The sequence below is a fragment of the Mesorhizobium sp. 43Arga genome (assembly GCF_053714255.1).
This window is the reverse complement of the sequence record NZ_JBSKBO010000012.1, coordinates 16878-43481: the sequence shown is the minus strand read 5'-3', so window position 1 is coordinate 43481 and position 26604 is coordinate 16878. Positions and strand designations below refer to the sequence as shown.

The 26604-nt window shown below is 61.7% G+C and carries 25 protein-coding genes; 7 read left to right on the top strand and 18 right to left on the bottom strand.

Annotated features, from left to right (window positions below; all coding sequences use genetic code 11):
• Nucleotides 1-44: 44 nt before the first annotated feature.
• Nucleotides 45-2591 carry a GumC family protein gene (locus ACWGS8_RS30435; RefSeq protein ID WP_454584406.1) on the bottom strand — a complete coding sequence of 849 codons (2547 nt, stop codon included), beginning with the start codon at nt 2589-2591 and terminating at the stop codon, nt 45-47.
• 199 nt (nt 2592-2790) lie between these two features.
• Between ACWGS8_RS30435 and ACWGS8_RS30430 the strand changes: the two genes are divergently transcribed.
• Entirely contained in the window at nt 2791-4086 is a 1296-nt protein-coding gene (locus tag ACWGS8_RS30430) for a lipopolysaccharide biosynthesis protein (RefSeq protein ID WP_454584405.1), read from the top strand.
• A gap of 1 nt (nt 4087) precedes the next feature.
• Here the strand turns inward: ACWGS8_RS30430 and ACWGS8_RS30425 are convergent, their stop codons facing one another.
• The 3 genes from ACWGS8_RS30425 to ACWGS8_RS30415 are packed head-to-tail and all read right to left on the bottom strand — an operon-like array spanning nt 4088 to nt 6971.
• Nucleotides 4088-5014 (bottom strand): DUF6492 family protein, encoded by a 927-nt coding sequence (locus ACWGS8_RS30425; protein WP_454584404.1) that lies wholly within the window; start codon nt 5012-5014, stop codon nt 4088-4090.
• Entirely contained in the window at nt 5011-5802 is a 792-nt protein-coding gene (locus tag ACWGS8_RS30420; protein WP_454584403.1) for a WecB/TagA/CpsF family glycosyltransferase, read from the bottom strand. Before ACWGS8_RS30420 ends, ACWGS8_RS30425 begins: the two co-directional genes overlap by 4 nt.
• Entirely contained in the window at nt 5799-6971 is a 1173-nt protein-coding gene (locus ACWGS8_RS30415) for a glycosyltransferase (RefSeq protein ID WP_454584402.1), read from the bottom strand. Before ACWGS8_RS30415 ends, ACWGS8_RS30420 begins: the two co-directional genes overlap by 4 nt.
• Nucleotides 6972-7142: 171 nt before the next feature.
• On the opposite strand from ACWGS8_RS30415, the gene ACWGS8_RS30410 reads away from it, so the two are divergent.
• Genes ACWGS8_RS30410 through proC form a run of 3 tightly spaced genes read left to right on the top strand, consistent with a single transcriptional unit; the run spans nt 7143 to nt 10311 of the window.
• On the top strand, nt 7143-8141 hold the full coding sequence (locus ACWGS8_RS30410; protein WP_454584401.1) for a glycosyltransferase family 2 protein: 999 nt from the start codon (nt 7143-7145) through the stop codon (nt 8139-8141).
• A complete protein-coding gene (locus ACWGS8_RS30405) occupies nt 8110-9435 on the top strand; it encodes an O-antigen ligase family protein (RefSeq protein WP_454584400.1) in 1326 nt (441 codons plus the stop codon). Before ACWGS8_RS30410 ends, ACWGS8_RS30405 begins: the two co-directional genes overlap by 32 nt.
• 60 nt (nt 9436-9495) lie before the next feature.
• A complete protein-coding gene (gene proC, locus ACWGS8_RS30400; protein ID WP_454584399.1) occupies nt 9496-10311 on the top strand; it encodes a pyrroline-5-carboxylate reductase in 816 nt (271 codons plus the stop codon).
• Between the two features lie 115 nt (nt 10312-10426).
• Here proC and ACWGS8_RS30395 read toward each other — a convergent pair whose 3' ends face one another.
• The 14 genes from ACWGS8_RS30395 to ACWGS8_RS30330 all read right to left on the bottom strand — a co-directional run bounded on the left by ACWGS8_RS30395 (nt 10427) and on the right by ACWGS8_RS30330 (nt 24334).
• The gene (locus ACWGS8_RS30395; RefSeq protein ID WP_454584398.1) at nt 10427-10819 is read right to left on the bottom strand and encodes a type II toxin-antitoxin system VapC family toxin; all 393 of its coding nucleotides are present in this window, start codon (nt 10817-10819) and stop codon (nt 10427-10429) included.
• Nucleotides 10819-11061: a type II toxin-antitoxin system VapB family antitoxin gene (locus tag ACWGS8_RS30390; protein WP_454584397.1), complete on the bottom strand. Its 243-nt coding sequence runs from the start codon at nt 11059-11061 to the stop codon at nt 10819-10821. Before ACWGS8_RS30390 ends, ACWGS8_RS30395 begins: the two co-directional genes overlap by 1 nt.
• Before the next feature lie 66 nt (nt 11062-11127).
• Nucleotides 11128-12441 (bottom strand): NAD(P)H-dependent oxidoreductase, encoded by a 1314-nt coding sequence (locus ACWGS8_RS30385; protein WP_454584396.1) that lies wholly within the window; start codon nt 12439-12441, stop codon nt 11128-11130.
• An 86-nt stretch (nt 12442-12527) separates the two neighbouring features.
• Entirely contained in the window at nt 12528-13922 is a 1395-nt protein-coding gene (locus ACWGS8_RS30380; RefSeq protein WP_454584395.1) for a multicopper oxidase family protein, read from the bottom strand.
• Between the two features lie 141 nt (nt 13923-14063).
• A complete protein-coding gene (locus tag ACWGS8_RS30375) occupies nt 14064-15701 on the bottom strand; it encodes a DUF882 domain-containing protein (protein ID WP_454584394.1) in 1638 nt (545 codons plus the stop codon).
• 213 nt (nt 15702-15914) lie between these two features.
• Nucleotides 15915-17057 carry a hypothetical protein gene (locus ACWGS8_RS30370; protein WP_454584393.1) on the bottom strand — a complete coding sequence of 381 codons (1143 nt, stop codon included), beginning with the start codon at nt 17055-17057 and terminating at the stop codon, nt 15915-15917.
• 179 nt (nt 17058-17236) lie between these two features.
• Nucleotides 17237-18295, bottom strand: coding sequence for a phosphatase PAP2 family protein (locus ACWGS8_RS30365; protein WP_454584392.1), 1059 nt, complete (start codon nt 18293-18295; stop codon nt 17237-17239).
• A complete protein-coding gene (locus ACWGS8_RS30360) occupies nt 18273-18983 on the bottom strand; it encodes a methyltransferase family protein (protein WP_454584391.1) in 711 nt (236 codons plus the stop codon). Before ACWGS8_RS30360 ends, ACWGS8_RS30365 begins: the two co-directional genes overlap by 23 nt.
• Complete coding sequence (locus ACWGS8_RS30355; protein WP_454584390.1) at nt 18955-19752, bottom strand: sterol desaturase family protein; 798 nt, start codon at nt 19750-19752, stop codon at nt 18955-18957. The genes ACWGS8_RS30360 and ACWGS8_RS30355 overlap by 29 nt, the downstream gene beginning before the upstream one ends.
• A 119-nt stretch (nt 19753-19871) precedes the next feature.
• The gene (locus ACWGS8_RS30350; RefSeq protein WP_454584389.1) at nt 19872-20396 is read right to left on the bottom strand and encodes a prepilin peptidase; all 525 of its coding nucleotides are present in this window, start codon (nt 20394-20396) and stop codon (nt 19872-19874) included.
• Nucleotide 20397: 1 nt separating this feature from the next.
• A complete protein-coding gene (locus tag ACWGS8_RS30345) occupies nt 20398-20955 on the bottom strand; it encodes a tetratricopeptide repeat protein (protein ID WP_454584388.1) in 558 nt (185 codons plus the stop codon).
• A 53-nt stretch (nt 20956-21008) separates the two neighbouring features.
• Nucleotides 21009-21965, bottom strand: a complete 957-nt coding sequence (locus ACWGS8_RS30340; protein WP_454584387.1) for a type II secretion system F family protein — start codon at nt 21963-21965, stop codon at nt 21009-21011.
• Between the two features lie 12 nt (nt 21966-21977).
• Complete coding sequence (locus tag ACWGS8_RS30335; protein ID WP_454584386.1) at nt 21978-22949, bottom strand: type II secretion system F family protein; 972 nt, start codon at nt 22947-22949, stop codon at nt 21978-21980.
• The gene (locus ACWGS8_RS30330) at nt 22949-24334 is read right to left on the bottom strand and encodes a CpaF family protein (protein WP_454584385.1); all 1386 of its coding nucleotides are present in this window, start codon (nt 24332-24334) and stop codon (nt 22949-22951) included. The genes ACWGS8_RS30335 and ACWGS8_RS30330 overlap by 1 nt, the downstream gene beginning before the upstream one ends.
• 541 nt (nt 24335-24875) lie before the next feature.
• Between ACWGS8_RS30330 and ACWGS8_RS30325 the strand changes: the two genes are divergently transcribed.
• The 3 genes from ACWGS8_RS30325 (at nt 24876) to cpaB (ending at nt 26557) form a co-directional block, all read left to right on the top strand.
• The gene (locus ACWGS8_RS30325) at nt 24876-25049 is read left to right on the top strand and encodes a Flp family type IVb pilin (protein WP_454584384.1); all 174 of its coding nucleotides are present in this window, start codon (nt 24876-24878) and stop codon (nt 25047-25049) included.
• A 201-nt stretch (nt 25050-25250) separates the two neighbouring features.
• Nucleotides 25251-25424 (top strand): Flp family type IVb pilin, encoded by a 174-nt coding sequence (locus tag ACWGS8_RS30320; RefSeq protein WP_454584383.1) that lies wholly within the window; start codon nt 25251-25253, stop codon nt 25422-25424.
• A gap of 68 nt (nt 25425-25492) precedes the next feature.
• The gene (gene cpaB / locus ACWGS8_RS30315) at nt 25493-26557 is read left to right on the top strand and encodes a Flp pilus assembly protein CpaB (protein ID WP_454584382.1); all 1065 of its coding nucleotides are present in this window, start codon (nt 25493-25495) and stop codon (nt 26555-26557) included.
• Nucleotides 26558-26604 lie beyond the last annotated feature (47 nt).

The following is a 26604-nucleotide window of genomic DNA, read 5'->3' as shown; positions in this document are numbered from 1 at the left end:
AAACCGGGAGGGTTTTGTTCGGCCTCGGTGATGTATCTTGTGGCTCAGAAGTAGCGGCGGCGGGCGCGGCTCTCGGTGAGTTCACGCACCGCCTCGCGGAATTCGCGCAGGCTGGCGCGGATTTCCTCGATCGGCGCCTGTTCGGCGCTTTCCTCAACCGGCGAAGGCTCCATCGATGGCTCGGATGGATTGGCCTGTGGCCGCGGTGGCGCGGGCTGCGGCGGATACGGCATATGCCCGGCATCGGGTGTCATGGCCTGGGTATAGGGGTAACTTGCCGGCGACGGCGTCTGCCGGGGCTGCATCGAGCCGGCCTGTGATGCAGGGGGATAGGGCGGCGGAGCCGGATAGAGCGGCAGTAGCGGCATCACGGGCGACCGCGATGGCGGCCCCATTGGCTGGGAATAGGCGGCATCAAAGCCCGGAGGGAAAGGCAGCCGCGAATAGTCCGACGACCGAGGCATGAAGGCGGACTCCGGATTCGGGAAGCCGGAGGGCATGGCGGCATCCGGCCGCGCATTGTCACCGAATGCGGCGAATTCGCTATCATCGTCCACTTCGGCGGATGGCTTGCGGGATACGGCATTGCGCAGTTTCGCCATCAGCGTGGCGACACGCCCGGGCCGTTCGACGGGAGCGGCTTCAGCCTGTGCCAAAGTCGGCGGCGGCGCAGGTGGCGGGGGTGGCGCTGGCGGCACCGGCGCTGCCGGCATTGGCGGCGCGGGCGGCGGCGCAGCCCGGAATGCCCGGTCTTCGACGGGCGCCTTGCGGCCACGGCGCGAGCGCGACGTGGCGGTCTCGCGCAAGCTTTCATAGGCGCCACGCATGGCACCGAGACCAATTCCAGAAGCAAAACCCAGGAACAGGCCGGCAAGCGCCATCACGACGCGCGATGGACCGTTCGGCTCGAGCGGAACGGAGGGCGGCGAGATGACGGTCATGTTGGCGGTGTTGATACCCTTCTGCTCGCCAATCTCCTTGGCGCGCAGCAGATATTGTTCATAGACCGAGCGCTTGGCCGCGGCGTCGCGCTCCAGTTCGCGCATCGAGACGAGGTCGCTGTTGACGTCGCCGCTGCGGACCTTCATCTGGGCCAGTTGGGACGCCAAGTCTTGTTGGACCTGGATCGAGCGTTTCAGGTCAACCTGCAGCGAAGAGGCGATGCGGCTGAGCTCCGCGGCGATGCGATCGCGTGCGCCTGCAAGCTGCGCGTTGAGCGCCTGGAGTTCGGGATGGCGCGGACCAAGCCGGACCGCCGCGCGATCGGCCTCCTGCTTGAGCGTGGCATATTGCGCGCGCAGATCGCTCATCGTGTTGGAATTGATTTCTTCCGGCAAGGTACCGCCGAGCACCGAATTGACATTGGTCGAGCGTGCCGAGCCAGCGCGGGCGCTCAGCTCCGCAGTGCGGGCACGGGCAACGGACAGTTGCTCGTTGACCTTGAGCATTTGGTCATCGCTGATCAGGTGGCCCTGCGCGTCGACAAGGTCGTGGGTGGCCCTGAAGTCCTCGACCTTGCGCTCGGCCGTCTCGACGCCTTTGCGCATCTCCTCGAGTTTCGCCGTCAATTCATTGTTGGCCCGGCCGACGGTGAGGGACTGGAGCTCACCCGAGGTCTGCAGAAAGACATCCGTCATCGTTTTTGCGATGAGCGCCGATCTCTGGGCATTCTGCGTGGTGACGCCGATCATGATCGTGGAGGTCTTGCCCGCGCGCTCGACCGAAAGGCTTTCAGCCAGATTGCCGACGGCAAGCGACAGGCGGCGAGACTCATCGCCACCGCCTGGTCCGTCTTGGCGCAACAGGATCGAGCGGATCAGTGACATCACGCCCAGGCCGCCCGAGCCTTGGCCATTGAACTCAGGATCGTCGGCGAGATTGAGCTTATTGACGACCTTGCCCAGCACCGTGCCCGAGGTCAGCAGTCTGATCTGGTTTTCGACGTTGACGAGTGTCGCGTCAGGAACGACCGCCATCTGGGTGAGATCACGGTCCGAAAGTTTCAGGTCGCGTGGATCGACGACCAATTCGGTAATCGATTCGTATTTCTTCGGCGTCGACAGCGCGATCGCGATGCCAAGCCCAGCACCGATCAGCGTGGTGGTGATGATCAGCAGTTTCGACCTGGCAATGCCACGCACGACCTGCATCGGATCGATCAGCGGCTTCCACTGCTGGTCGTCCCCGCGATCATCAAAGGATGCATTCGCTTCGCCTGCCTGGCGGGACCTGTCATGCGAGCGAGCGCTGCCGGAAGGTTCTTCAGCGGGCTGCCTTGAATACGGCATGGCCGGCGGCAGATCGTCGGCGTCCTCTTGCGAGCGCCAGGCGTCGTCCCGAGCCGCCGCTTCCGGCTGCTCATCCGGCCGGAAGCGCTCTGGTCCGGCGGCGGCAGACGGCGTTGAGTTCGTCCGCGCCTCACGCTGCGAGCGGGCAAGGCGGTGGCGTGTGGCGGCATCCTCGCGCCATGCCGAATCCGCCCGATCGCCTAGCGACACCAGGGATGCGTCATCCTCACCGCGCATGGCCTGGCCGAGCGCCAGCAATGAACGCTCGCGCCTCCAGTCTTCACGGTTTTCCCTGTCGACCATTGTCTTGGAGCTTCACTCTTTGGCCGCTGGGCAGCGGCGGTCGGCTATTCGTTAAGCCACGCTAAACAAGCATAGGAAACAAAAGGTTAATTTCGGCAGGCCGGCGCGTAAGCTTTCCATAACCTCAAGTGCCGGAATTTCAGTGCATCCGGAGCCCAGAACGGCACGTTAAGCTTTCCCGCCTATGGCTTCCCGGCACATGACCGAAGCTCGCGGCATACCGCAAAGGCGCACTTTCGCCCGGATCGGCACTTTCGTGGCCGAGCGACGGGGGCTGGTGCGCGACTATTTTTCGGCGATCAGCGGCGCCGGCGGGCGACTGGTATTTTCGCTCGCCTATTTCATCGCGCTCGCCAACACGCTGTCGATCTCCGAATTCGGCATGTTCGCCACCGCTTCGGCGGCGGGTGTGATGCTGTCGCGGATCCTGGCCTTCGGTTTCATCTCGGCGCTCTACCGCACCGCCACCATCCGCCCCAATCTGATCGGCACCTTCACAGCCGGCTTCCTGCTCCTCGGCATCGTATCGCTGCCTCTCCTGGCCGTGGCCTCGTTCGGCGTCTACCTGATCTTCTTCGCCGGCACCGTGCCGCTGTCGGTGTTTTCAGCGATCGTGTTTGCCGAAGCGCTGTTGTGGCGGCCCGTCGAGGTGGCGCTGATCGTCAACAACGGGCTCGGCAAGTTCGGCCGTGCGGCGATCCTGGCGATCCTGACGACGGCGCTGCGGGCGCTTGGCGCGGTACTGTTCATGGTCTCGGCGCAACACAGCATCTGGGCGTGGTCTTGGTTCTACATCGGCGCCAACGCCGCCTCGCTGCTTCTGGCTTTCGGCTGGTTCTATCCGCGCCAAAGACTGCGGCTGCGTATCGAGCTTTATCTCAGGCGGCTGGCCGATTCCATCTACGTCGCCGGCGCGGAAGTGTTGTTCTACCTGCAATCGGAATTCGACAAGCTGCTGGTGCTGGCGATCGGCGGTCCGCATCTGGCCGGCATCTATGCCATCATCATGCGGCTGGTCGACCTGACCGCGATCCCGATCCGCACCTTCTCGATGATGCTGGTGCAACGCATGATGCGCGCGCCGGATTTGTTGTCGCGACTGGCGGTCAAGAGCGGCATCGAGGGCGGCGTGTTCGCCGTTTCGACGCTGGCGCTGCTGGCGCTCGGCATCGTGCTGCACTTCTTCCCCAACGCGCTGGGCAGGAACGTCTCCGAGGCCGCGCCGCTGGTGGCGCTGGCAATCTGCGTTCCGGGATTGCGCAATCTGGTCGAATACCAGGCCGAGCTTCTGTTCGCCCGCGGCCAGACGGCGGTGCGGGCGCTCAATCTCGGTTTGCTCGCCGCCCTGAAGGCACTGCTTTTGACCTATGTGCTGACCACCATCGCCGATACGTCGAAGCTGGTGCTTTCGCTCAACATCGTCTTCCTGCTGCTCTATCTCGCCTCGATGCTGCTGACCTATTCGGCGCTGCGCAGACCGGCGAAGGCGATCTAATTCAGCCAGCCAGCCCGATCAGGCGGCGGATGCGGCCGATATCGGTGCCGATGAAGGATTGCATGCCGATCGCCACTTGCTCCGGCGCCATGCCGGCGACGAAGCGGCGGAAATCGTCATCCGACAGCGCTTCGCCCGTCCAGTGGACGCGGCAGAATTCCTCCGAACCGTGGAAGTGGCCGGCGCCGTCCAGCAGATCGTCGACATAGCGGCCATAGATCATGCATTCGGAGAATCTGCGCGCCGAGCCGACGACTTCGACCCAGTTGCGGCCATGCACCTTCTCGATCTGGGCGCACATGGCAAGCACGGTGTCACGGCGCCAGGCGATCAGCGTCGAGATATAATCGTGAACCGACGTCCGGGACGGGTCGATGCCGAGTGCGGAACCCGCATTGCGCGACCAGATGCGATGTTCGTCGTGGCCGTCATCGGCGAGCACGCCGTCGCGGCGGAACAGCCGCGCCTTGCCGTCGCGCCAGAAGGCGGCGCAGTCGAACGCCTTCAGGAAAGCGACGTCGGAATCGCAGAAGACCAGAACATCTTCCCTGGCATGCGCCGCGATGGCAATGCGGCGCAGCTGCTGCACGTGCCAGCCGCGCAGCGGCTGCGTCTTCAGGCTGAGCCAGACACGCCGGCGAAACAGGCTGAGCGGATCGTCGAAAGCGCGCAGCCAGCGCGGCAGCAGGTCACGCTCGTCGATAACTGTGCGCCGGCTGGTCTCCAGCTGGCGGAAAAGCTTGATATCGCGGTGTTCGACCAGGATGTAGTGGTGCGCGGCGCCGGAAACATGTCGGTCAAGCGTCTCGCACAACAGGCGGCAGCGCTCGAAATCCGGCGCGTAGCTCGCCGTCACCACCGCCGCCGTCGGCGTCTTCGGCAACAGGCCGGGGCCGGCCAGGGCGTCTGGAACGAACCGCTTGTTCAACGGAGCTCTCGGGCCGTTTCGCCATGCGACCATCTCTGCTTGACGACCCGCCACAGGAACACCGGGTTGCCGACGACGTAGCGGCGCCAGAGCCGGCCCGGCTCGACCGCCAGCCGGAACAGCCATTCGAGGCGCAGGCGGCGCATCCAGAGCGGTGCGCGCGGCACCGAGCCGCTCAGAAAATCGAGCAGCGCGCCGACCGCGACCGGCATGGTGCAGTGGCGTTCGTCGATGTGGCGCGCAATCCACAGTTCCTGGCGCGGCACGCCCATGGCGACCAGCAGCATATCCGGCCGCAGCGCCGCGATCCGGCCGATGATCTCCGGCTCCTGGGCTGCGGAGAAATAGCCGTCATGGATGACCACGAAATTGTGCTGCACGGCAAGGGCCGCCAGCTTGACCGACGCCGCCTCGGCGTTGACGCGCGTCGCGCCGAGCAGCCCGACGGTCAGCGGTCGTGTCGAGGCCTGCAGGAAGGCCGGCACGAAATCGGTGCCGTTGAGATTGTCCGGAAACGGCGCGCCATAGAGAAGCTGCGCGGCGAGATCGACGCCGATGCCGTCCGGCAGGATGAGGAAGTCGTCGAGCGCCTCGGCAAAGACCGGGTCGGTATAGGCGATGTTGGCATTGTGGGCGTTGAGGAAACTGACCTTGGTGAAGCGTCTTTCGGCGATCAGCCGGGTGAGCAGGACGATCGCATCGTCCCAGCGGATGGCGAGCACCGAAATGCCGAGGATCGTCTTCAAGCTGTCGAGCCCGAAGGCGGCGCGGGCGGTGTGCATATTCATACCAACACCTCCTGCGTGACCGCCCCGAGTTTTGAGAGGCCATGCCGGATGGCGGCATCGAGCGCCTTGACCTGCTGGCGATGGAACGCGCCGCCATCGACGTCCCGGATGTCGGTCGCCGCGGCCTCGAGCGCCCTGGCGAAACCGGCCGGATCGTCGGCGACGACGCAATTGTCGGGCCGATGGTCGATGCCGCGCAGCGAATGGCTGGTGGCGACGGAAGGCAGGCCGAGCTCGAAGGTCTCGATGGTCTTCAGCTGCACGCCGCTGCCGGCGATGCTGATCAGCGGAACCACGGCCGCGCCGCACACAAACGCCCTGGCATCCGGGACACGGCCGACAAACTCGACACCCGAATGCGTCGAGGTGACGCCGGAAGGCATGTGGCCGGCGATGCGGATGCGAAAATCGGGCCGCAGGTGCGGCACCACCTCGCCCAGGAACCAGTCGAGGCCGATGCGGTTCGGCTGCCAGGTCCAGGTGCCGATCAACGCGGCGTCGCAATCGATCCGGCGCTGGCCAGACAGGGCTGGCGCCTTGGTGCAAGTCACCAGCGGCAGCACCGCCGAGCGGTCGACGGAGGCGACGCCGAGTGCCGCGCGGTCTTGTTCGGCCAGCGTGAAGACGAAGCGCGCGCGGCGGCAGAGGCGCTCTTCCACGACCTTGAGCAGCCTGGCCTCGCGACGGAACAGAAAGCGCTGGAAGAGGCCGCCCGCGGCAGCCGCGTTCTCCCGCGCCGAAAGGTGCTCGACATTGTGGGCGACGAAGATCGAAGGCTTGTCTTCGAAGAGCTTTTCGAAGGCGCCGGCGAACTGTACGGAATTCAGCACATAGCCATCGAACGGCCTGGCCTGTTCGAGAGCGGCCTGCACTTCGTGTTCGGACACCGCTCGCAGCTTGACCGACGCGAAGGTGAGGCCCGACAGCATCGCCTTGCCGACCCAGGCGAGCTTTTGCAGCGTTGAGGCGCTTTCGGTGCGCACGTCGATCGCACCCAGCACCACGGTGTTTTCCGGGTCGGCCGCGACCTTCCCGGGCCAGGTGAAACCGATGACCGTGACGCGCGCGCCAGCCCGCCGCAACGCAGCGATGATCGCAGCATTGGCGATCTCGTAGCCAGAGGCGAGAGCGCCGTCGGGCACGATCGATGTGGCGAACAGCAGATGCATCTCACCTATCCTGTGGTGTAGTCGGTAGCAAAGCGCGGTGAACCCTTGATTAAGCGAGCACAATCAACGCCCGAAAGCCCCTGCCCGACGGGCCTCTCCGTGCAAGGTGATTAACGAAACCTTATCACCGTGGTGCTACCAGAACGCGACTCACCATGTGGCTGGACGCGGATGATCCCTTTGCCATCGGATGGTTCGGTATCGATCGCTGGACGGTCTCCCCGGCTTAACGTGGAGACTGTCGAAGCGGTCGTCACCTTGCCGACCTTCAAGCGCCCCGAACAGGTGCTGGAAACGCTGACGTCGCTGCGTGCACAGCGGACCGGCAGGCGCTTTGCCGTCATCGTCATGGAGAACGAAGCCGGGGCGCGGGAAGGCGCCAAGGCGGTGCTGCCGCTGTTCGAGCGCGGCGAGATGCCGGGCATGGTCATCATCGCGCATGAACGCGGCAATTGCAGCGCCTACAATGCCGGCTGGCAGACGGCGATGCTGCACTTTCCGAACTTCAGGCATCTGCTGGTCATCGACGATGACGAGATCGCCGATCCGCAATGGCTGGAACGCATGTGCACGGCCGCCGAGACGCTCGGCGCCGATATTGTCGGCGGCCCGCAGGTACCTGTCTTCGCAGACGCAGCCCATGCGAGATGGGCCGAGCATCCGGTGTTCGCGCCGCCCTACCGGGAAACCGGGCGCGTGCCGGCGCTCTATTCGTCCGGCAATCTTCTGGTCGGGCGCGACGTGCTGATCGCTATGGGGCCGCCCTTCCTCGATCTCAGATTCAACTTCATGGGCGGCGGTGACTCCGACTTTCTCAGCCGGGCGGCGCAGGAGGGCTTTGTGCTCGGCTGGTGTGCCGAGGCAAAGGTTCGCGAGACCGTCCCGGCGCGGCGCGTCGAGCCCGACTGGATCCGGGCCCGCAGCCTGCGCAACGGCGTGATCTCGACACTGGTCGAGAAGAAGAAGCGCGCCGGCACGCCGCTGGCCGGCGCCAAGGTGCTGGCGAAGAGCCTGGCGCTGCTGGCCGCCGCGCCGTTTCGCGGCGTGATCCGGCTGGCGCGCACAGGATCGCCGGCGATCGCCCTCTACCCCGTCCATGTGGCGCTCGGCCGCGTGCTGGCCGAATTCGGATATGCCAATGAGCAGTATCGCCAACCCGAGAAAAACTGAGCGCGCCCCGCTCAGCGACGCGTTCACGCGCGACGGCGTGGCGACGGCGATCGCCGCACTGCTGTTCACCGTCATCATGGTGTCCTTCCGCCCGTTCCAGCCGGCCGGCGCCGAACTCACCGGCGACGGCGGCGACATCGTCAACCAGCTCGGCTTCGGTTCGCTCGGCGCCATTTCGATCTTCTCGCTGATGGCCTTTGCCGATCCGCGCATCGTGCGCTCCCTGCTCAGCCCGTCCTGGGTGCTGATGCTGGGCTTCTTCTTCCTGTCGGTGGTGCTGGCGACCGACCCGCCCTCGGCGATGCGCGCGGCGTCCTTCACCATGATCGGCATCCTGACCATGGCGACGATCCTGGCGCTGTCGCGCGATGCCGAATCCTTCTCGAAAATCATCATCTTCACCGCCGTGGTGGTGATGGGCCTTTCCTATGTCGGCCTGATCGTCTTTCCGCATGAGGCGATGCACACGGCCGATTCACAGGAGCCGGAACATGCCGGTCTGTGGCGGGGCGTGTTCACCCACAAGAACATCGCAGGCCCGATCATGGCCTGCTTCAGTTTTGCTGGCCTTTACCTCTACCGGCGTGGGCAGCGCTGGTGGGGCGCGGGAATGTTCTGCGCGGCGATGATCTTCATGCTGCACACTGGCTCCAAGACCACCGCCGGCCTGGTGCCGTTCTCGATCCTGATCGTCGTGCTGCCGAGCCTGATGGGCATGCGGCTCGGCACGCCGATCCTGTTCGCGCTGGCGATCATCGCCACTGCGGTCGGCACGCTGGGCATCGTCTTCCTGCCGCCGGTGAAACATCTGGCGGCCATCTATTTCCCCGACATGACCTATACCGGCCGCACGACGCTGTGGGAGTTCGCCGGCTCGATGCTGGCGAAGAAGCCTTGGACCGGCTACGGCTATGAAAGCTTCTGGGGCACGCCGTTGCTGCTCAACCAGGATCAGCCTTTCGACCGGCCCTGGGACATCCGGACCATCGTGCATGGCCATGACGGCTATCTCGACATCGCGGTGCTGATGGGCATTCCCGCCCTTTGCGTGGCGGTCTACACTTTCCTGATCGCGCCGCTGCGCGACTACATGCGCATTCCGCTGCGCAAGGAAAACATCTATCTCGGCGACTTCTTCATGATGGTGGTGCTGTTCACCGCGCTCAACGCTTTCCTCGAAAGCTTCTTCTTCCATCGCGGCGACCCGGTCTGGCTGTTCTTGGTGCTCGGCGTGCTTGGCCTGAGGCAAGTGTCGCTGCGGCCGATCCCGGTGCGGGGCTCCCGTCCGGCCTGACGGGGCTTCCCCCCTGAAGCGTGAGCGTCTATGTCAAAGCTTTCCTTCGGAGGGCTTTCCATGACCATCAGGCTTGTTCTCGCCGGCTGCGGCAATATGGGCTACGCCATGCTTTCGGGCTGGCTGAAATCCGGCAAGCTTGCACCCTCGGCCGTTTTCGTGATCGAGCCCAATGCGGAGCTGCGCCAGCGCGCCGCAACGCTTGGCTGCGCCACTTCAGCGGATGCCAGTGAGATTCCAGCCGACGCGGTGCCCGATCTCGTCGTCATCGCGGTAAAACCCCAGGTGATCCGTGACGTCACCGCCGCCTACAAGCGTTTCGGCGATGGCCGCACCACCTTCGTCAGCATCGCCGCCGGCACACCGGTCTCAACCTTCGAAGACATCCTCGGCAACCGCGCGCCTGTTGTGCGCTGCATGCCCAACACGCCGGCTTCCATCGGCAAAGGCATGATGGTGGTGTTTTCCAACCCGCTCGTCTCCGATGATGCCAAGCGCTTTGTCGCCGACCTGCTGTCGGCCAGCGGCGAAGTGGCCACCATCGAGGACGAAGGTCTGATGGATGCGGTGACCGCCGTGTCGGGATCGGGGCCGGCCTATATCTTCCACTTCATCGAGGCGCTGACCGTTGCCGCCGAGAAGGCGGGGCTGCCCAAGGCGACCGCCAGGCTGCTCGCCATGCAGACCGTCTATGGGGCCGCCTCGCTCGCCGCCGAAAGCCAAGAGGAACCCGGCGTGCTGCGCCAGCAGGTGACCAGCCCGAACGGCACGACGGCAGCGGCGCTTGGTGTGCTGATGGGCGAGGACCGGCTGACCAATTTGCTCACGCAGGCTGTCGATGCGGCGCGGCTGCGGTCGATCGAGTTGGGGAAATAGAGCGGATGTCCCCGCTGGAGCGTTTCACCGTTTCATGGAAACGGCGAACCACTCTAACTCTTTGTTTTGACGCAATTCCAGACGGAAAACCGCCCACACTTTTCCTGGAATTGCTCTAAGCGAGATCCGTATGTGAGAAGTCGTTGCCTTTGTAGAGCAAAACAGAGCCGTGGCTCTTCGCGCAAGCATAGGACAGGCAATCGGCAAGATTGAGTTGCGCGGGGTGCCCACGCCCCTTTCCGTAGTCCGAAAAGGCCTGGATCGCGAGCTTGGCGTCGTCGGCGTCGATCGGCACGACTTCGATTTCAGCCTCGAGTAGAAACGCTTCTATCGCCGTTTCCGCGACAACCGGCTCGACAGCAAGCATAGTAGAAAGCCGCATCGCCGCTTCGAGCACCACCAGAGCGGAAGTAATCTTGCGAGGTGCTGCCGCGATCCGGTTGCTCCACTCGCTGGCATCCTCTTCCCCCGAAAGAACGGCGACGACCACGGAGGTGTCGACGAACATCAGGGATGTCCCCACATGTCGTCGATCTCATCCTTGCTCACTGGCCGGCCGCCGTGGCCAGCTTTGGCTTTAAGCTCATCGGCGATTGCAGCCAGCCGCTTCGCCAGGGGAACGCGTCCGCTTTCCCGTTTCAATTCCGACTCAAGCGCTTCGATAACCGCTTCGGTCATCGAAATCTTGCGTTTGGCGGCGAGCCGCTGTGCCAGTTCACGTGCACGCGGGTCCCTGATCTGGAGGTTCATTGGTCGATCCTCAGCAACATTTGCCACTACAACATAGTGCAATTGTCATGACAACGCCACAACGACCTATTTTCCATACAGCGTCTCATCCTGCAGCCGGCGCAAGGCGAACAGCCTCGTCGCCTGATCGGGCGCGGCATTGTCGGCGGTGAGCAATTCGCCCTTCCTGACCGGTTTCAGCACCTTGCCGCCCTCGAGCAGGCCGACCGGCACGGCGCGTTGGGCGCGGGCTTCGCCGACGGTCATGGTCCAGGACCGATAGCAGGTCTCGCCGATCGCATCGAAGGTCTCGCCGGCTGCCAGGTCCCGCTTGGCGACCGCGCAGACCTCGGCGACCGGCCTTGGCAGCGGCACCATGTCGGGCTTGCCGAAGAGCACGATGCGGGCAGCGGTGAGCGGCACTTCCAGTGACGTCAGATGATAGGGCCGGAACAGGCTGTAATAGGGACCATGGCCGATATGCAGATCGTCCATGCGCTCGATGATGCGCGGATGCGTGGCCTCGACGATGACGAAGACACCGGGCGCCACACCCTTGCCGATGGTGTAGTCGACGACGCCCTTTTTCCACAACAGCCCACCATCCTCGCGTGGGATCAGCACCTTGGCGAGATCATCGCGGTCGGCCTTCGGACCATGCATGCCGGGCACGTCGGGCACCAGTCCGGTGGCGTTGGCGATGGCGCACATCTCGACCATGGTTTTCGAGCCGTCGACGAACTCGACCAGCATGCGCGGGTTCATGTTGCGGCGGGTCGCTTCCTCACGATAATCGTCGGGCATGGCGTCGTGGTTGAGGGGGTTGTTCTTGCCCTTGCCGGCCGAGACGATGGTCAGGCCGAGCGCGGTGGCGAACTCGATCAGTTCCATGCAGCTTGACGGCTCGTCGCCGGCGCCGACCGAATAGACGACGCCGAGCCTATCGGCCTGCTGTTTGAGATAGCAGCCGATGGTGACGTCGGCCTCGACATTCATCATCACCAGATGCTTGCCATGCTCCATCGCCATCAGGTCGAAATCGGCGGCGACGCCCGGTTTTCCCGTGGCGTCGATGACGACGTCGATCAGCGGATTGGTGACCAGCATCTCGTTGGAAGTAACGGCGATCTTTCCCGCCTCGATGGCCGCGGTGACTTTCGATGCCGCGTCTGCCTCGACTGCCATCGCCTCGTCGCCATAGGCGATGCGGATGGCATCACGCGCGGTGTGCGGGCGCCGTGTGGAGACGGCGCAGACCGAAATGCCCGGCATCAGCATGCCTTGCGTCACGAGGTCGGTGCCCATCTCGCCCGAGCCGATGACACCGATGCGCACCGGACGGCCCTCGGCGGCACGGCTGGCGAGATCACGGGCAAGCCCGGTCAAGGCGACATTGGTCATGCTGAGATGTCCATGGTTCTCGATTTTGGATGCGGCAATAGCAGGGAACCACCCGCTTTTGCCAACAAAACCGTTCGAACCTGGCTTCAGATCACCCTGACGTAGCTCGTCATACCCGATTTCTGGTGCTCGATGATGTGGCAATGCAGCAACCAGTCGCCGGGATTGTCGGCAACGAAGCCGAGCTGAACCTTCTCGTTGGGCTGGATGAGATAGGTGTCCGAAATCAGCGGCTGCACCGGCCGCGTCGAGGACGACAGCACCTTGAAGCTCATGCCGTGCAGATGCATCGGATGCGATTGCGACGTCAGGTTCTCCATGTCGACGACATAGCTCTTGCCGAGCTTCAATTCGGCCAGCGGCGCGGTCGGATCGGATGTATCGCCAGGCCACGGCACCTTGTTGATGGCCCAGAAACTGTAGCCTAGCGAACCGCAGATGCCGTCGCTCGGGACGTTTTCCGCCGTGGCGCTGAGAGCCAGCGAAATGTGCTGGGCGGCGCTGAGGTCCACTTCCGCCACCGGATTGACTTCGAGGGGCGCAACATCGCGAACATCCCGCTTGAGCGAGTTGCCCGTCGCGCGCAGGGTCGCCAGTATCTTGGGCTTGGTGCCCCTGACATCCCGCAGACTTACCACCGCGCCTTCTTGATCGGGCATGCGAATGACGAGTTCCATGCGCTGCCCCGGCCCAAGCAGCAAGGCATCGGGTGAAAAACGCTCAGGCACCGGATTGCCGTCGAGCGCCATCACGATCGCCTCGGCGCCGTCGACGCGAAAGGCATAGATGCGGGTGACATCGGTGATGGCGACGCGCAGCCGCACCAGGCCTCCGGCCGGCGCGTCATATTGCGGCTGGTCGAGCCAGTTGGCGGAGCGCACCGTGCCGTAAGTGCCGGTCTTGGCGGCATCGCGTGGCCGGAACTGGTCGATGAACTGGCCGTCGTCGCCAAGACGCCAGTCGCGCAGATTGAGGACGAATTCGGCGTCGAATTTCGGATCGTTCGGGTTTTCCACCACGATCACGCCGGTCAGGCCGTGGCCCATCTGCTCCAGCGTGTTGCAATGCGGATGGTACCAGAAGGTGCCGGCATCGGGCGGCGTGAAAGCGTAGTCGAAATGGTCGCCGGTGTAGACGTAAGGCTGCACAAGAAAGGGCACACCATCCATCTTGTTGGGCAGGCGAATGCCGTGCCAGTGGATGGTCGTGGGATCATCGATGGCGTTGACCAGGCGCGCAGCGAAGGGTTTGCCCTTCTTCATCCTCAGCACCGGCGGCATTCCGGCATCGCCATAGGTCAGCACATTGTTGGTTGGACCGGCATCCATCAGCCTGGCCTGGATTTTGGCCGTCTGCAGCACCACCGGCTCCGGGCTGGCGGCGGCCCAGCTGCCAAGCCTGCCGATGGCCGAAAGCCCCACTCCGGTTGCGCCCGCGACGGCGGCCGTTTTCAAGAGCCCACGGCGTGTCCATCCGGTCATTCAGCGCTCCAACTGCAAAGCCTGGGATTTACCGTCGCCTTGGATCACAGGCGAGCCACCAGTGCAAATGCCGATATTGGCACACCGCGTCTCGCCAATGCCATGGCGACGAGATGGCATTGGCTCGGAAGCGTTCGCCCCCTATTTGAAGCTGGCGATGGGCAGGAATTTCACCGCCGAGCCGGTGAAGCGGCGGTGATCGGACGCCTGTCCCCGCGGCTGGAATCCGTCGAGATAGACCTGCTCCGGCGCCGTGCGGATGAAATTGGCCGCAACAACGGGCGCCGCTGCCGCGCCGGTTCCACCAACAATGCCGCGACCCGCCTGAAGCGACCGATCCGCCACGGGCACAATCATGGCGGCGGCCTCGGGATCGACGCGTGGCTGGACACGGTCGGCCTTCGGGCTTGTCCTGACGCGATCCTCGGGTTTTGGTGCCGGGACTGCAATCCGCTGAGCGGCCGATCCATCAAGAACGGTATCGGGATGGGCCAGCAAGGCAGCGACGGCATCGTCGGATCTGGCTGCTTCCGACGGACGCGCCAGGTTCGTCTGGCTTTGCGGCCGCCATGTCGGCAACGGGATGTTGAGCGCCGCCATGTCCGGTGCGACGCTCGCGGCAGCGGCATCCGGTTTGCCCAAGGGCATTTCGGCATTGGCCACCACCGGCTTGGCCGCCGAGAGTTCGGCCCGCGCCGTGGACGCGCCGGCTATCGGTGCGGTTTGCGGCGTCGGAATGCTGGCCGTGGCGACGGCGCGCGGAGCGAAGGCGGGCAACGGCACCGCACTGGGGGCCATCGCAATGACGATCGCTTCGGGCGTCTTGCTGTTTTGTTCAGCGAGCGGCTCTTCCGCCGCACTGGAGGAAGCCGTCTGGATGTCCGCCCGCTGGGGTGCCGCCGGCGGCACGATGGCGATGCCCTCCCCGGCGGTCTTGGGTTCAACGGACTTGGCCGGTTTGCGTGGCGCGGGCGCTGCATCCGCGACATCCTCGGACTCGTCGGCGCCGCGCCCGCCCAGAAGCGTCGCCAGCAGGCCTCGCGATTTGCGCTGGCCGGCTTCGGCGCTTGCCAGCTCGATGTTGGGCGTGCTGGCGGCCTTGCGCGATTTGTAGGCGGCAAGCGCCTGGTCATAGCCGGGCAGCGGCCTGCCGTCGCTCGGCACATGCAGCGTGTTGCCGTCCGGGAAGACCCTGGCAAGTTCCTGGCGGCTGATGCCCGGCCAGTGCCGTACATTGCCGACGTCCATGTGAATGAAAGGCGAGCCGGAGGTCGGGTAATAACCGACGCCGCCGCCCTGCATCCTGAGGCCGATGTCGCGCAGCTTCTTCAGCGGCACATCCGGCAGGAAGAAATCCATGGCGCGGCCGACCATGTGCTGGCTTTCCCGGGCCACACCCTTCGAGCGGCTGCGCAGCATGGCGTTGGTCGCCGGCGAGCGATAGCCGCTGACGACATGGATATAGGCGCTCGACCCGCTGGCGCGGTAGGCCTGCCAGACGAGGTCGAGCAGGCGCGGATCCATCCTGGTCGGCTCGTTGCGGCGCCAGTCGCGCAGCATGAAATTGATCTTCTTCAATCCCGCCTGATCGTAGCGCCCGTTGCGTTTGAAGACGATCTCCGCCTTCTCGCCCGTGTGGAGATGTTGGATTTTCAAGGCACGCGTCTCGGCGAACGCACTGGTAACGCACAGGCAAAGCAACGCGACTACAATGGCCGGCAACCATGTCCAACGATGGGAGGCGGCGGGCGCGTTCTGTTCGCTTTCAGTCACGGTCATGCCTTGCACATTGTTCTTGTTTCAGGCGATTTGACGTCGTCGCCGGAGCCAGAGCCTTCTTTTCGAACCCTGGACACGCAGGTTTCACCAGGCAGGCGGGCATCCGTCCTGCGTCCCGTCGATGAACAGCATCTTGGTTAACGAATCGTGTTCGTGGCGGGATGGACGTTGCCGACAGCGGCGGGTTGCCTGGAGTGAATTCAGTCGATCGCTTCAGCGGAACAGATATTTCGAGACTTCCGGATTGCCGCGCCGCCACATCACATTGTCCAGGAAGTAGTGGTGCACGTTGATGAAGATCCAGGCGATGAAGAGGAACAGCGACGAGCCGAACACGGCCTTGTTGTAGGGAACCAGGTCAGTCAACGCCATCGGCACCAGCCAGAAACCGAGCGCTCCAAGAACCGCGCCGGCCATGATGAAGGCAAGCACCCGCAGCCTGTACTGCGGTCCGAGAATGGAGAAGACCTTCAACTGCGGCTTCTCGCCGGCATCCGCGCGGTCGCGCTCGACATTGGTCTGGTAGCGCCAGACCACGGCCAGGTACTGCAAGGAATGCATCGCCGGCACCACGAGCAGCCAGAGCGGGTTCAGCGTCACGAACAGGATCCAGGCATAGAGAGACACGAGGTAGGCGACGACGCCGTTATAGGGCAGCGCGCCACCATGCCTGCGCCAGCGGTTGATGAACATCACGACGGTTGCCGCCGACGAGGCGGCGGCGATCGACATGGCGACGGTGATGAGCCATGGCGGCACCGCGAAGGTGTAATAGTCCAGGCCCCAGAACTGCCTTTGGGTGATCACCACGTTCGTCTGGAGCCAGGCGAACAGCCACACCGCGTAGCCGTTGAACAGCAACACCTTCTTGTCCTGACCGCTGAAGAATTTGCGCTTCAGCACGGCATCCACCATCAGCATGCCGTAGCCCTGCTTGACATAGTGCCAGCCGACGAAAAAACCCATCGCGTTGGTCGCATTGCCGAGCAGCCGGGCGTTGTCCGTCAGCGAGCCATAGGCAAAGAAGGCAATCATGGCCAGCGGGACGAAAATGCCCGCGAGAACATAGCGGATCTGCAGGCTCCGGCCGTAGCCCTCGCCCCGCACCTTGCGCGCGAAATTGCGGTAGAAGATCTGGTACGAATGACCGAAATGCGGCTGGTTTATGAGGTGCGAGAGCAAGAACATCGTCAGCGTCACGGTGGCTTCGTACCGCAGCGGCAGAAAATACAGGATCGGCAGGATGACAAGCGCGCTTCCGCCAAGCATGAAGAAGTCGATGAACGGCCCAAAGAGATATTTTTGCGGAGCGGTCGCGACCGAGGCCGGGGTATCTGCTGAAAGGTGAAGTGCCATGATGCCTTCTCCCCGTGGTCATTTATTTAGCCATCGACCGGGTTGCTCGGCAAGGTGTTCGCTACCGACAGGCAAGTGGTTGGGACACGTGCCAATTGAGCAGGCGGCCAGCTGGGACCTTGGGCGGCGCATCCATCCGGCCTCGACGGCTCGAATAAAGGCGGCCCGAGGTGCGAAAGCTAGTCGTCGTGCACGGCACTAGATCCAGGTAGCTCAAGATGATCTCGACGTGCCCCTTCTAATCTTGCGGCCAATGCTCCCATGCTCAACCTTCTGACAATCGCTACCGACAGCAACCCAATAGCCGCACCGACGATCACATCGACCAAATGATGTCCGCCTTCCGGCAGTGTGGACACGATCATGATGGCGTTGACTATGAGAGCCGCCACAAAAAGCGGACGAATGTCACGCAAGGCGTAGACGACCAGAATCCCCAACGCGGTGTGGAACGACGGAAATGTTACGAGCCCCTCCGCATTTGACACGATTAGTTCGTATGGGGCGCCCGAGCGTAGCGACAACAGCGTAGAATAGTGCCACATGCCTGCCTGGGCAGTGAGGTTGCTGAAGAGCTCGGGCGCTGGTTTGTAGAATGCATAGGCGCCGGCTGCCGGGAAGATGGCCATCAGAGGCCCGGTAAAAAGCGATGACACCGCCATAAGAGCGATGAATTCGAATACGCGGTCTTGTCGCTGCCGCATCAAATGAACGAGCAGGACAATCGGCACCTGCGGACCCAGAGCGTGGTAGGTCCAAAATAGCGCGGAACTCCAAACAGCGCTTTGATTGCTTGCTGCAAGGAAACTTACCCAGTTGAAGCCCAGCATGGCGTCGAGAGTTGCAAGTTTTTCGTCCACGAGCGGCCTGGCCGAAGCCGTTGCCAGATACATGAATACGGATGTTGCAACGGTCAGCGGTATGAATGCCAAAGCCGCTGACACCAGCATAAGCAACGACTTGGAAAAATGTCTGATGATTGAGGCTGCTGTGCTGGCATCAGACCCGAGCCGCTTGATAGCGAATTTCGCAACAGCCCAAGCGGCGGACAGGCCGATGGCGACTCGCCCTAGATCCAACCAGTTCCTTGGCGAGAAGTTGACGGTTGAGAATGGTAGCCACAGGACGTCAATCAGCCCGAAAAAGGCGATGACTAGGGCGATGACTGCAAGATAATTTCGCGTTCCCCTGTCGATCTCGACGGATGAAGCGTCGCTAGGCGTGCGAAGCAGGATCATGAGGCAGCCCGGCTCTTTTAGAGTGGGGCCATCGCCACCACGGGATCAGCATTGGGGTCGATCGCTGGTAAGCATTGTATTCGGGGAATGCCATTAGTAGGACCTTCTCCTCGTTAACCAGCCGCCGATATTGGAAAGCGAGGGCAATCACACAAACTGCGACTGTTGCCCATATCGGATTACGCAAGGCAATCCCTAGAAGGACGATGGTTTCGCAGGCGTAGAGCGGATGCCGCACGATTTGATACGGGCCAGCCGTGACGAGTCGTCTCGCCTGTGCCGTGATGCTGAACGACCTGCCGAGCCACCACAGGCACCAGATACAAAGCGCAAAACCAACGATGGTGATGAGGTCGGCAACAAGCCGAACCTGCGGAAATGGCTCAACGCGGGGAATAGCTATCAAAGTTGCGGTGGCAAAGCACCCAATAAGCGCAGAGATTCGAGGTTCGATCCCTTGCGCGGTCTTCACTGGCGGAAGACGTGCCACTGTCGTTGCCACGATGAGCACAAGAAACCCGAGAGCAGCAACGTCTGCTACGACACCGACCATTCGCGCAGCATTCCAATCTGGGTCACGTAAAGCGACAATCAAAGTTCCGGCCTTCAAGGTCGTGCAGATCGTGAAGTAAATTGTCATCACGGCACGCCCGATGAAATCACGCATCTCTGGCGGCGGGAGCGTCATTTGTTTTACCCTTCGGGATCAACGGATAGGCAAGTTGCTCCACGTAAGTTGGAGGTATCGGGACATCAATGCCGTAGCGCTCTGGCACCGTATTACCAGGCAGGTACATCGTTCCAAAAAGCACGTCGATAAATGCTAGCTGGCCGGCGAAGTTCTTGTCGTATGCCGCGCGCTCATGCGCGTGATGCCAATGATGAAATTGGGGTGAGGCGATCAGCCACCGAAGCGGACCGACATTTAGCTTGACGTTGGCATGCAGCAACAGGCCGTGAGCGTGAAAAATGAACCCGAACAAAGCAATTGCCGGGCTGCTGAAACCCAGCAAATAGAGAGGCACGAACGACGCGCTTTTCGTGAGAGCCAAATCCACAGGGTGAATCCTGTGCGCGGCCAGCCAATCTAGTTCTTCGATACTGTGATGGATTGCATGAAAGCGCCACAAGAACGGAATGGCGTGAAAGGCACGGTGCGCCACGTAGAATCCAAAGTCCGCGATGACTATGATCTCTGCCACCTGCAGCCAAACCGGCTGTGATGACATAGCGCTGCCAACATACGCCGGTATCAGTTGTCCCACTGTGCTCGTTGCCAGCGTAACAGCCGCAAGCAGGCCAACGGTTGTCGGAATGCTGTTGAAGAGAGCGTAAATCAGGTCGTTGAAAAACGCTTTCCTGAATATCTTTTGATCCGGTCGAAGCGCAAACAGCTGTTCGATCGGAACGAAGATCAGGACCGCAATCAAAAGCGCTTTGAGATTTAGGAGATCCATTTGGCGCCCCGCCGACAACGAGCAATCCAATCATTTCGCTGACTTTAGCGCAAGCTAATGGTTTCCAAAGGGTTAATCCGCCCCCTGCGTGAAACCCGGTTCCCGTGATCTGCCCCGCGTCAGTTCGATAGACCGATAGGGATCGTCAACCATTGGTAGATCTGAAACGCCAAGGCGCAGCCCAAAGCAGCCGAAATCGGCACACCGAACGGCACCACTCCCTTGCGATCCAGATGCTGAACGTAAACGCGGAAGGCACCTGAGGGGAGCATAAAGGGATTTTTTACGACCATCGCCGTGGCGAGGGCGAAAACCAAGAGCAGCGCGGAAAACACGATGAGGTCGCTGCCACCGATCAGAAAAGGCACGACTGCCATCAGCTTGACATCGCCCGCGCCGACCTTTCGCAGCACCCAAAATGGAAAGAGTGCCACAAACAGCAGAAACGCGGCGATGGCGCTCAGCCCCATGTCCCACCACGACTCCGACTGAAGCGATAGCAGCAGAAGTGACCCCCCTCCCAGGCAGAGCAGCAGCAGCACATCGCGATTGGCTATCTTCTGCGTGGTAAAGTCCAGCCATGCAATCCTTGCGAGCAAGGGTATGGCGAGTGCTTTCAGCAGCAGCACTTCGACAAGCAACATATTAACGCTCGATGTTCTGCACGCTCGACGACAGCAGCTTCAGATTGTTCGCCACGGTCGGATCTTTGGGCGCCAGTTCATAGGCCTTGAGGAAACTCGTGCGTGCGTCCTGCAGCTTGCCGCGCAGCAGATAGGAATAGCCGATATTGTTGTAGTATTCAGGTGACGCGCCAACCAGCTTGAAGGCCTTGCCATAGGCTCGATCGGCAAGGTCGAAGCGGCGAATGCGGTCGCATGAAGCGGCCAGCCCCATCCAGGCGCCGCCATCATTGGGCGCCAGTTGCGTCGCCTTGAAGAACAGCGCGCCGGCATTGCCGTAGTTTTCCGCTCGGAACTGGTTCGTGGCTTCGGCCACGGCCTGGTCCGAGGCGTAATATTCGACGTTGCTGACCGTTTTCAACCCATCGAAGGCATCGCCAAAGGCCGTCACGTCGCCTTTCGACGGCTCATTGGTGCGCACGACACCATCGGTGGTGTCCGCACCGTTCGTTTGGCAACCGGCGAGCGCCATCAACAGACTGGCTACGGCTATGGCTGCGAGGCGCATTGGCCTTGTCATTTTGTCTCCCAAGAGTCCCCCGACTCCGTTTTAGAACCAAAGCATATACGCGATTAGAAGAAAATGCCTTTCATGCGGATTACCACCGGCAGCATTACCACCATCATCACGACGGGAAAAATGCAGAGGCCCAAAGGGATCATCATTTTGACTGGCAAGGCATTGGCCTGTTCCTCGGCACGCATGATTCTCTGGGAGCGCATTTCGTCGCTGTAGACGCGAAGTGCGTCCGTCAGGCTTGTGCCGAGTTCCTCAGATTGCCGGAACAGGACCGCGAGCGCCCGCGCCTCTTCAAGCCCGATACGGTCAGCGAGCCCGCGCAGCGCCTCGCGCAACGGCTTGCCCGCTCTCAGTTGCAGGGTCATGATCGAGAGTTGGATACCGAGCCATTTGTGAGTGCCGGCAAGTTCGTTGCTGACGCGCTCGACCGCCGCCTCGAGACTCATGCCGGCGTCGGCGCAAGTGATGATCATGTCCATAAAATCGGGAAAGCCGCGACGATAGATCTGCTTCTGCTTGTTCTCGAATCGATCAAGCGCGACACTGGGAACAACGATGCATGCCAGCCCGAGCAAGGCTGCTCCCCCAAAAGCAACAAGACTGGGCAATCGGGGTGGCAAAACCTGAGAAAGCAACGCATAGGTGACGCCGAAGCCGAGGCAGACCGCACCGAGCCGCGAAAGGGTGTAGATGAGCGGGGCGCTCGGCTGATAGAAGCCAGCGCGAAAGAGCTTTGCCTCGAGCGCGTTTGGCTCGTCGCGCTCCTTTTCTATCGATCGGAAATAGGCGTCGACCGGTTGCTGCGCATAGATCCTGGCCAGAGCCTCTTGGCCCACAAGCGAGCGGCGATTAGCGATGCCGTCTGCCATTAGGCTTTGCGCGACCAGTTTCCGTGTCTGCAGCACCGGCGTCAAGAAAAGCGCGCCTAACAGGAAAAGCGCCACAGCGGCCAAGAAAACCGCCATGGAAACCACAAGGCTAAGATCATGGGTAAAGGAAGGCAGGTTCATGGCTCCCTCCCATTAAAAATCGAAATTGACCATGCGATACATGATGAAGTCACCCAGCAGCGCCCATAAGCCAAAGATTGTAAAAACTGGCGCGATCAGTGGACTGCCCCATACGTCACCATAGAAACTTGGGGCGAGAATCATGAGGATCACTATCATCGCAACCGGGAACAGCGAAATGATCCACGCCGAGGCTCGCCCCTCGGCCGAGAGCGCCCTAATCTTCAACTTGAGTTTCTGTCTTTCGCGCAATACCGAGGAGAGATTTGACAGGATCTCAGTCAGATTGCCGCCAGTCTTGGCCTGGATCGAGAGCGATACCGACAACAGTTGAAGGCCCTCGAAACCGACACGTTGCGAGAGTTTCCGCACGGCGTTTTCAAGACTGAGACCGAAGGTGATTTCGTCGGAAACAATGCCGAATTCGGTACCAATCGGGTCCGGCATTTCTCGAGCCACCAGTGCAATCGCCGTGGTAGTTGGATGCCCAGCCCGCAATGAACGCACGATCATGTCGAGTGCGTCGGGCAGCTGTGCGGCGAACTTCTTAATCCGCTTGTTGCGCGCGCGACGGACAACCAGAAACGGTAAGGCAAATCCAATCAGGGCGAAAATTATGAGCGACGGTAAAACCGAGAGGTGAAGTAGGAAGGTTAGCGCTATCGCCAGTATCAGGCCAGCAAGGATGAAAATCGTCACAAACGACAACGGATTCCCAGTAATGCCAGACTGTGTGTAAAGCCGGTTCAATCCGACTGCACTAAAAAGAAAATCGCCCGAACTGGTTAGGCCCCGCTCGCGAAGCAGCCCTTGCAGCGTTTGTTCCGCAGGGGCCTCATGGGCCAATCGCTCCAGCCGTCGGTTGACCGTACTTACCGTAGAGCGCCTTTTACTATAAGAGACATACACAGCCTCGGCCGCGAGGATGACCGACGCGGCTGCAAGCACGTAGATGAAGTAAAGCAGTGTCTGGCCGGTCGGCATCAGAGCGGAACCTGTGGGTTGAAAGCATCCTTGGCGAAGTGAAGACCGAGTGTGGCTGCTTCCTGGGCGAAGCGCGGCCGAACGCCGGTGGCACGAAATTCACCGACAATGGCGCCATCGGCGCGGACGTCACGGCGAACGAAGTGATAGATTTCCTGTAACTGGACAACGTTTCCTTCCATGCCGGTCAGTTCCGATATGGACGTTACACGCCGCCCGCCATCCGAGAGACGCTGGGTCTGCACGATGATGTCGATGGCCGAGGCGATCTGCGCGCGAATGGAATCGTTGGTCATCGGCATGCCGGCCATGCCGACCATCTGTTCGAGCCGCGAGATCGCATCGCGCGGCGTGTTGGCATGGATGGTGGTCATCGAGCCCTCATGGCCGGTGTTCATCGCCTGCAGCATGTCGAAGGCCTCCTCGCCACGAACCTCACCGACGATGATGCGGTCCGGCCGCATGCGCAGTGCATTCTTCAGAAGCTCGCGCTGACGAACCTCGCCCCTGCCCTCGACATTGGGCGGGCGCGTCTCCAGCCGTCCGACATGCGGCTGCTGCAGTTGCAGTTCCGCCGCATCCTCGATGGTGATCAGACGCTCTTTCGAGGGGATGTAGCTCGACAATGCGTTGAGCAGGGTCGTCTTGCCGCTGCCGGTGCCGCCGGAAACCAGGATCGACTTGCGTGCCTGGACAGCGATGCGCAGCAGGTCGACCATCGGCTGTCGAATCGAATTGAACGCCATCAGGCGTTCCAGCGAATAGGGGTTCTTGGAGAATTTGCGGATCGAGACCAGCGGGCCGTCCACCGAGATCGGCCGGACAGCAATGTTGACGCGCGAGCCGTCCTCAAGGCGGGCATCGACCATCGGCGCCGATTCGTCGACGCGCCGGCCGATCGCCGAGACGATCTTGTTGATCACGCGCAACAGATGCGCTTCGTCACGGAAGCGGATAGCGGTTTCCTCGATCACGCCATATCGCTCGATGAACACGCGCTTGTGGGTGTTGATCAGAATGTCAGCGATAGAATCATCCTTGAGCAGCGGCTCGATCGGCCCCAGGCCAAGCATTTCGTCGGCGGTGTCGCTGGTCAGCTGATCGAGTTCGCGCGCGTTCAGCGGAACGTTGCGCCCGCGCACGAATTCGCGCACGATGGGGCGGATTTCGTTCAGGATCTCGTCCTTTGACGCAGTTTCGAGCGACGCGAGGTTGAAGCGATCAATAAGATGTCGATGCAGATCGACTTTCAGCGCCAGGAACTCGTCGCCATGCGGTTCGAGATCGGCGACAGGCGTGGCCCCATTGGCAACAGGGACAACCGCTATCGACTCCACTCTTGGCTCGATCCGCGTCTCGCCACCCTTGATGAACCGCCCCAGCATAATCCCTTATACCCCTCCAGCGCATATTAGCGGAAACTAAACGTTAACCAAGCGCCGCACAAGCGCCGGGACGCCTCACCCCCGGGCAATACTTTCAACATAGTTAAGAAGCGGCGCCAAAAAATATCGTTTTTATTTCCGACCTTCGTGGTGCCAAACATGAGTGGTGCACTGAGCTTTGCGGTGCCCTATGGCTCTCGCGTGCTCCGACACGGGAATCCATCCCATAATTGGCTATAACCCCTTAGATATAAAGGAATATGCGATATCACTAAAGTAGCTATGCCTTTATTAGAGCGAGGCCATAATTGTGAACGAATGGTTAAGGGCGCTTGAAAAATTAGAAGAATCAAGCTCTTGATGGAATTTAACGTCGCGCAAAACTCGACAGTTCATGTATTGGAAAGTTAAGGAACCATTAATCCCGTTTGACTCCGCAATTTTTCGAGACCTAGGATCGAGATGACGGGGGATGCTTGGGTATGGGGTACATCCTTGGCTCTGTCTCGTCGGGTTCAAACTCCAAAAGGGAGAAATTGACATGAAGAAGCTCATGACGATGACCCGGCAGTTCCGCGACGACGAAAACGGCGCTGCCATGGTCGAATACACGATCCTGCTCGGCATGATCACCGTTGCGGTAATCGCTACGATCATTCTCGTCGGCAACTGGGTCGTCGGTCGGTGGACCACGCTGCAGGCAGCGTTGCCGTGACATTCTGATAGGCATGATGGACATCGGGTATATCCGGTGTCCATCGGACGCCAACGCAATTGGCAAGACGCGCGGATATCGTGACACTCGTCTACGTCTATGTGCCTGGCGATCGAACTGAAGATGACGGGGGGATGCTTGGGTATGAGGTTCATCCTTGGCTCTATCTCGTCGGGTTCAACTCCAAAGGGAGTAATTGACATGAAGAAGCTCATGGCGATGACCCGGCAGTTCCGCGACGACGATACCGGCGCTGCCATGGTCGAATACACGATCCTGCTCGGCATGATCACCATTGCGGTGATCGCTACGATCATTCTCGTCGGCAATTGGGTCGTCGGTCAGTGGACAACGCTGCAGGCGGCGTTGCCATAACAACTAATGACCGATGCCGGGATCTCCCGGCATCGGCCTAATGGGACGCCTATCTGGCGGGGGAAGAAATGCGCGCTAATACTATCATCATGATCGTTCTCGCCGGCGTGTTCGGCGTCCTGGCGGTGGTGCTTGCCAACATCTGGCTGGCCAACCAGCGCAGCGCGATTGCGCAGACGAATGATATCCAGCGCGATACGGTCGTGGTGGCCGCGGTGGCGCTGAAGTTCGGCGACACGCTGTCCGCCGACAAACTGCGCGAAGTCGCATGGCCGACAGGCGCCGTCCCAGCTGGCGCTTACAAGACAACCGAGGAACTCCTGTCGAAAGACGTTCCCGTTGGTGGAGGCCCCAAGCAAGCGTTGCAGTCGATCGGCGTCAACGAACCGGTCCTTGCCAGCAAGATAACCGGCCCGGGCCAGCGCGCCACGCTTTCGGCGGTGCTCGGCGAGGGCATGAAGGCCGTGTCCATACGCGTCAATGACGTGCTTGGTGTCGCCGGCTTCGTTTTCCCGGGAGACCGGGTCGATGTGTTGCTGACGCGCACTGTGAGAAGCGACAGCGGCGCGGATCAGAGTTTTGTCGATGTGCTTTTGCAGGGCATGAAGGTGCTCGCAGTCGACCAGGTGGCCGACGAAAGCAAGGACAGCCCGACCGTGGTCAAGTCGGTCACGCTCGAGGCCAGCACCAAGGACGCACAGAAGCTGACATTGGCCGCAGGCGCTGGCCAATTGTCGCTGGCGCTTCGCCAGGCCGCCGCCAGCAAGGGTGAGGTGACCGAGCGGGTGACGCTTTCTGACCTGACGGGCGAAATGCCGGCCGACGTCGCCAAAAAGCAAGCCGAACTCGCCAAGCAGGCCGCGGCCGAGGCTGCTGCGGCAGCCGAACGTCAGCGCGCGGAAGATGCGCAGAAGCGCGCCGACGAGAAGATCGCAGGATTGGCACAGGCCGTGGACCGGGTGGGAAGCAAGCTCGACGAGTTGGGCAAGGTCAAGCCGGCTCCGGCCGTGGCCTCGGCGCCGGAAGTGCGGGAAGTCGTCAAATATGTCACACCCGAGCCGCCGTCGCGAGCCACAGTGGGCGTTTTTCGAGGGGTGAAGCTTGAGACATATGACGTGCCGCGACAGCCATGATATAAGGCGCAGCTAACAAAAATGAGGCTGCAATCGGGGAGATGGGG

Excerpts from the sequence above, each read along its gene's own strand:
- ACWGS8_RS30415 (WP_454584402.1), bottom strand. The coding sequence starts at position 6,971 with ATGCATCTGCTGTTCGCCACATCGATCGTGCCCGACGGCGCTCTCGCC.
- ACWGS8_RS30375 (WP_454584394.1), bottom strand. The coding sequence starts at position 15,701 with ATGACCGTGACTGAAAGCGAACAGAACGCGCCCGCCGCCTCCCATCGT.
- ACWGS8_RS30340 (WP_454584387.1), bottom strand. The coding sequence starts at position 21,965 with ATGAACCTGCCTTCCTTTACCCATGATCTTAGCCTTGTGGTTTCCATG.
- ACWGS8_RS30370 (WP_454584393.1), bottom strand. The coding sequence starts at position 17,057 with ATGGCACTTCACCTTTCAGCAGATACCCCGGCCTCGGTCGCGACCGCT.
- ACWGS8_RS30405 (WP_454584400.1), top strand. The coding sequence starts at position 8,110 with ATGAGCAGTATCGCCAACCCGAGAAAAACTGAGCGCGCCCCGCTCAGC.
- ACWGS8_RS30395 (WP_454584398.1), bottom strand. The coding sequence starts at position 10,819 with ATGTTCGTCGACACCTCCGTGGTCGTCGCCGTTCTTTCGGGGGAAGAG.
- ACWGS8_RS30335 (WP_454584386.1), bottom strand. The coding sequence starts at position 22,949 with ATGCCGACCGGCCAGACACTGCTTTACTTCATCTACGTGCTTGCAGCC.
- ACWGS8_RS30360 (WP_454584391.1), bottom strand. The coding sequence starts at position 18,983 with ATGACGCTCCCGCCGCCAGAGATGCGTGATTTCATCGGGCGTGCCGTG.
- ACWGS8_RS30320 (WP_454584383.1), top strand. The coding sequence starts at position 25,251 with ATGAAGAAGCTCATGGCGATGACCCGGCAGTTCCGCGACGACGATACC.
- ACWGS8_RS30325 (WP_454584384.1), top strand. The coding sequence starts at position 24,876 with ATGAAGAAGCTCATGACGATGACCCGGCAGTTCCGCGACGACGAAAAC.
- ACWGS8_RS30435 (WP_454584406.1), bottom strand. The coding sequence starts at position 2,591 with ATGGTCGACAGGGAAAACCGTGAAGACTGGAGGCGCGAGCGTTCATTG.
- ACWGS8_RS30330 (WP_454584385.1), bottom strand. The coding sequence starts at position 24,334 with ATGCTGGGGCGGTTCATCAAGGGTGGCGAGACGCGGATCGAGCCAAGA.
- ACWGS8_RS30345 (WP_454584388.1), bottom strand. The coding sequence starts at position 20,955 with ATGACAAGGCCAATGCGCCTCGCAGCCATAGCCGTAGCCAGTCTGTTG.
- ACWGS8_RS30365 (WP_454584392.1), bottom strand. The coding sequence starts at position 18,295 with ATGATCCTGCTTCGCACGCCTAGCGACGCTTCATCCGTCGAGATCGAC.
- ACWGS8_RS30410 (WP_454584401.1), top strand. The coding sequence starts at position 7,143 with ATGATCCCTTTGCCATCGGATGGTTCGGTATCGATCGCTGGACGGTCT.
- ACWGS8_RS30350 (WP_454584389.1), bottom strand. The coding sequence starts at position 20,396 with ATGTTGCTTGTCGAAGTGCTGCTGCTGAAAGCACTCGCCATACCCTTG.
- ACWGS8_RS30380 (WP_454584395.1), bottom strand. The coding sequence starts at position 13,922 with ATGACCGGATGGACACGCCGTGGGCTCTTGAAAACGGCCGCCGTCGCG.
- ACWGS8_RS30390 (WP_454584397.1), bottom strand. The coding sequence starts at position 11,061 with ATGAACCTCCAGATCAGGGACCCGCGTGCACGTGAACTGGCACAGCGG.
- ACWGS8_RS30355 (WP_454584390.1), bottom strand. The coding sequence starts at position 19,752 with ATGGATCTCCTAAATCTCAAAGCGCTTTTGATTGCGGTCCTGATCTTC.
- cpaB (WP_454584382.1), top strand. The coding sequence starts at position 25,493 with ATGCGCGCTAATACTATCATCATGATCGTTCTCGCCGGCGTGTTCGGC.
- proC (WP_454584399.1), top strand. The coding sequence starts at position 9,496 with ATGACCATCAGGCTTGTTCTCGCCGGCTGCGGCAATATGGGCTACGCC.
- ACWGS8_RS30430 (WP_454584405.1), top strand. The coding sequence starts at position 2,791 with ATGACCGAAGCTCGCGGCATACCGCAAAGGCGCACTTTCGCCCGGATC.
- ACWGS8_RS30420 (WP_454584403.1), bottom strand. The coding sequence starts at position 5,802 with ATGAATATGCACACCGCCCGCGCCGCCTTCGGGCTCGACAGCTTGAAG.
- ACWGS8_RS30385 (WP_454584396.1), bottom strand. The coding sequence starts at position 12,441 with ATGACCAATGTCGCCTTGACCGGGCTTGCCCGTGATCTCGCCAGCCGT.